The 4,702-nt window shown below is 47.7% G+C and carries 4 protein-coding genes and 2 tRNA genes; all 6 read left to right on the top strand.

The genetic code is table 11. The annotated features are described in order from the left end of the window. Positions 1 to 150: 150 nt before the first annotated feature. The 6 genes from ACSZO4_RS24705 (at position 151) to pykF (ending at position 4,580) form a co-directional block, all read left to right on the top strand. On the top strand, positions 151 to 1,035 hold the full coding sequence (locus tag ACSZO4_RS24705; protein ID WP_437891728.1) for a DUF4755 domain-containing protein: 885 nt from the start codon (positions 151 to 153) through the stop codon (positions 1,033 to 1,035). Between the two features lie 376 nt (positions 1,036 to 1,411). Next, a tRNA-Val gene (locus tag ACSZO4_RS24700) sits at positions 1,412 to 1,488 on the top strand. A gap of 9 nt (positions 1,489 to 1,497) precedes the next feature. Continuing rightward, positions 1,498 to 1,574: transfer RNA gene (locus ACSZO4_RS24695), tRNA-Val, on the top strand. 299 nt (positions 1,575 to 1,873) lie between these two features. After that, positions 1,874 to 2,665 carry an inositol monophosphatase family protein gene (locus tag ACSZO4_RS24690; protein ID WP_437891729.1) on the top strand — a complete coding sequence of 264 codons (792 nt, stop codon included), beginning with the start codon at positions 1,874 to 1,876 and terminating at the stop codon, positions 2,663 to 2,665. Positions 2,666 to 2,923: 258 nt separating this feature from the next. Further along, the gene (gene ynhH, locus ACSZO4_RS24685; protein ID WP_437891727.1) at positions 2,924 to 3,160 is read left to right on the top strand and encodes a protein YnhH; all 237 of its coding nucleotides are present in this window, start codon (positions 2,924 to 2,926) and stop codon (positions 3,158 to 3,160) included. A 7-nt stretch (positions 3,161 to 3,167) separates the two neighbouring features. Beyond that, complete coding sequence (pykF, locus tag ACSZO4_RS24680) at positions 3,168 to 4,580, top strand: pyruvate kinase PykF (protein WP_437891726.1); 1,413 nt, start codon at positions 3,168 to 3,170, stop codon at positions 4,578 to 4,580. The last annotated feature ends 122 nt before the right edge of the window (positions 4,581 to 4,702 follow it).

Genomic DNA, 4,702 nt, shown 5'->3' with positions numbered 1-4,702 from the left:
GATAATACAGCTCAGCTAAGGTAAGGCTAATACAGCTAAGGACTCCACTGAACCCCACCGATTAAATCGCACCTTCCCTAACACTCTCTTTTTAAGAGGGTGGTTTTGGTGCATTGGGTAAAAACCCAAAATTTAACTTAAGGACACAACATGTCTGTTAGTTCTAAGGTTTCAACTCCCAGATTACTATCATTCAAGCGGTTTTGGATAGCTTTGGCCACTCCTGCAATTTTTGCTTATATTATTTCATTCGGAATCAGCGACTTCATCTCCCATTTTTTTAATTTTTTATTTGATATACCGGGGATAATAGGTTTAATAATCATACTTTCCATTATCCCGAGCTATATAAAACAAAAAAGAAAGTACCTTTCGGCTAAAACTTCAGAAAGGAAAGCGCCAGGCATTCTGACCGTTAAAAGCTTATGGGTTGCATGCGTCATCATCCCCGGACTTGTTTACCTTGCAAACCATAATAATGCAGATGCGGTTCTTCGATATTTTTGGTACTGGTCGCCAATCAGTCTTATTATCTTCCTTTTAGCACTACCACGGCACCTTCATCGATGTAATTCGGTATATAGCTACGACAATTTCAACGATAACAATGATGGCATTTACTCACACGAATTCAGAGAATGCCTTCCAAATTTTTTTGGTCAAAAACAGAAATATTTGACATCCATGGTGCTAAACGCAAATACCAGGACCATCAAATTACAATCAGATGGTCATGAGAAAACGTACTCCTTTGATGACATTAAAAGCTGGCGGTGTAAATTACCTTCTGCTTTGGAAATGGTTGGTTCTGACGCTACGGGCCTGATTCAATCCTTATTCATAAATCAAGGAGCAAGAAACAGAGCGCTGGAACAATCAGGATTTTTTATAAAAGTTAGTGATATCCAATTCCCTGAATGGCGTGTTAAGTTTTACCCAACTGAAGGCTGGTATCATGAGCCTGAAGGTTACCGAAACATGGAAATGCAAATGGATCGATGGATGGAAGTTTTCGATCAGGTTGTTAACAAATAATATCATCGCCAGGCCATAGATTTTGATTACTGAGGCTTCACAAGAGGCCTCATATAATTGGCTGTCAACATATCGACCTCTTTAGCGGCACCTGCCATGAATAGACACAGGAGGGTTTATGAGATTTATTCGAAGTGGATCGATGAAATGAACCGAGATCGGCCTGGTATGCACACGACAAATTAGCTGGCTTGTTGTTCCCATAGCGTCTCCAGAAGGGATGTAGAACAAAAAACATCCTTTTACATCAACAAAATATGAACAATATGTATAATTGTTCCGCAATCGCGTGAATTCTGAAAGAAAATTGCTATTTTCTGCTTGCCACATTCCCGACCTGCCGCTATTATTCGTCCCCGTTGTCAGGCACAACAATGCGTTCATAGCTCAGTTGGTTAGAGCACCACCTTGACATGGTGGGGGTCGTTGGTTCGAGTCCAATTGAACGCACCATCTTTCAGTGCGTCCGTAGCTCAGTTGGTTAGAGCACCACCTTGACATGGTGGGGGTCGGTGGTTCGAGTCCACTCGGACGCACCATCTCATGCAGTACTCTTTTTAGTTTCTTCTTAGTAAAAAATAAAAAATCCCGTTTTCACCGAAGCCGTTTCATCATGGCCGTTCAGGTCGTCAGCGTCTGTCTATCAGTCACAACGCAGTAATTTCAGCCCACTCCCCAGTAAAAGGCTCAGGCGCATCGTTGATCTCATCCATTGGGATAATTTCGCTATCAGCCTCTTTTCACGCCAGTCATTGTCTAAATGAACAAAATAATGCAATATCGGGCATAAACGAGCAGATCAATAATTTCCCATTGTGGTATGCATAAGGATCGAATGATGACCAGCACGCTTCCTGATATTGCTTTTCTCCATGAACTTGCGGATCTGGCAGATACACAGACGTTGCCACGCTTTCGCTCACAATTGAATTTGCACGTCGGCAGTAAACCGAAAGAAGGTTATCGCTTTGACCCGGTGACCGACGCAGATCGTGAGGCTGAACGGGTAATGCGCGAGCTCATTACCCGCCGCTATCCCGACCACTCCATTATGGGTGAAGAATTTGGCATCACCGGCTCCGGCCCGCTGCAATGGGTACTCGATCCGGTAGACGGCACCCGCCCTTTCCTGTGCGGCTTGCCTGTCTGGGGCACGCTGATAGGTCTGACGGTTGAGGGGCGTGGCCATCTTGGCATGATGGGGCAACCTTTCACCGGCGAGCGATTCTGGGCTGATGGCAAGCAGGCATGGCGCAACGGACCGCAGGGACTTGCGCAAATGCACACCCGCAAAGATATTCCTCTCGCCGGGGCAATTTTGCATACCACATCACCTGAGTACATCTTGCGTACGCCGGAGGTGAACTTCAATGCACTGGATGACAGCACCTTAATGACCCGCTACGGCGGCGAGTGTTATGCGATGGCGATGCTTGCTGCCGGGCAAATAGATTTATGCCTGGAATATGCATTACAACCCTATGATATAGTTGCTTTTATCCCCATTATAGAGCAGGCCGGAGGTGTAGTGACCACCCTCAGCGGCGAGCGCCCGGAATCTGGCGGTAAAATACTGGCGTCCGGATGCCCCCGGTTGCATGAGGAAGCACTGCGTATTCTTAATAGCTAAATCGATTTTGCTTTTGCACTTTGACCACCGTTTTTGCCGTATTTGTTTCGTGAATGTTGGCAGTAAGAAACGGTGGCGTTACAATCACTTCCGGCAGAATAGCGCTCTTTTTTGTGTGACGAGGATTTAGTTTGCCGTCAATGGCCTGAATTCAAATTTGTGCGAACTTAACACGTTGATAACACTTCGTTGTGAAACTGCACAGATGCATTTTGAAACAGCGTTTTCATTTTCCTTTTGACTATTTTTCATCGTATAATGGCTGTCTATTCACTCTTGAATGGTTTCAGCTCATTGAACTGTAAATATCTATCATCACATCGCTGTATACCCCGTTGGGCTGAGACACGGGCACACTCTATTACTCTGCACGCTTTTTTGATGTCACCTATCCTTAGGCTGTGGCATCGCAATTTTCGCAACACAGGCTTTACTCCGGCGCTTAGCGCTCACCGGAGCGTGATTTCCATATCCCTCTCTCAACTTAAAGACTAAAACTGTCATGAAAAAGACCAAAATTGTTTGCACCATCGGTCCGAAAACCGAATCCGAAGAGATGTTGACCAAAATGCTGGACGCAGGCATGAACGTTATGCGTCTGAACTTCTCTCACGGTGACTATGCTGAGCACGGCCAGCGCATCCAGAACTTGCGCAACGTGATGAGCAAAACCGGTAAAAAAGCGGCGATTCTGCTGGACACCAAAGGTCCGGAAATCCGCACCATCAAACTGGAAGGCGGTAATGACGTCGCACTGAAAGCGGGTCAGACTTTCACTTTCACCACCGACAAAACCGTTGTGGGCAACAGTGAAATCGTCGCAGTGACTTACGCAGGCTTCACCGAAGACCTGAAAGTAGGTAACACCGTTCTGGTTGACGATGGCTTGATCGGTATGGAAGTCACTGCCATTGAAGGCAACAACGTTATTTGTAAAGTGCTGAACAACGGCGATCTCGGTGAGAACAAAGGCGTTAACCTGCCGGGCGTTTCCATCGCGCTGCCTGCACTGGCTGAGAAAGACAAGCAAGACCTGATCTTCGGTTGCGAACAAGGTGTTGATTTCGTAGCTGCTTCCTTCATCCGTAAGCGTTCTGACGTTGAAGAAATTCGTCAGCATCTGAAAGCGCACGGCGGCGAAAACATCCACATCATCTCCAAAATCGAAAACCAGGAAGGCCTGAACAACTTCGACGAAATCCTCGAAGCCTCTGACGGCATCATGGTTGCTCGTGGTGACCTGGGCGTTGAGATCCCGGTTGAAGAAGTTATTTTCGCGCAGAAAATGATGATCGAGAAATGTATCCGCGCGCGCAAAGTGGTTATCACTGCAACGCAGATGCTGGACTCCATGATCAAAAACCCACGTCCGACCCGCGCAGAAGCAGGCGACGTAGCTAACGCCATCCTCGACGGTACCGATGCAGTCATGCTGTCCGGCGAATCCGCGAAAGGTAAATACCCGCTGGAAGCCGTCACCATTATGGCGACCATCTGTGAACGTACTGACCGCGTCATGACCAGCCGTCTGGATTTCAACAATGACAGCCGTAAACTGCGTATCACTGAAGCAGTTTGTCGTGGTGCAGTTGAAACCGCTGAGAAACTGGATGCGCCGCTGATCGTGGTTGCTACCCAGGGCGGCAAATCTGCTCGCGCAGTGCGTAAATACTTCCCGGATGCCACCATCCTGGCGCTGACCACCAACGAAACAACCGCACGTCAGCTGGTGCTGAGCAAAGGCGTTGTCGCGCAGCTGGTCGACGAAATCGCGTCCACTGATGATTTCTATCGTCAGGGCAAAGAGCTGGCCGTACAGAGCGGTCTGGCGCAGAAAGGCGACGTAGTAGTGATGGTTTCTGGCGCTCTGGTCTCCAGCGGCACCACCAACACGGCCTCGGTGCACGTGCTGTAATAATAACCGGACAATTCTCCGTGTATAAAAAAGCGCCTCAGGGCGCTTTCAGATTGCTGACGAACCCCACGTTTTTCGTGGGGTTTTGTTTTTGTAGCGACCGCAGGTCGCGATCGCGATAT

Source organism: Phytobacter sp. V91 (genome assembly GCF_965644225.1).
Classification (GTDB): Bacteria; Pseudomonadota; Gammaproteobacteria; order Enterobacterales; family Enterobacteriaceae; genus CBFFRJ01.
Note: the sequence above shows the minus strand (reverse complement) of the source record. Positions and strands in the feature narration are given on the sequence as shown.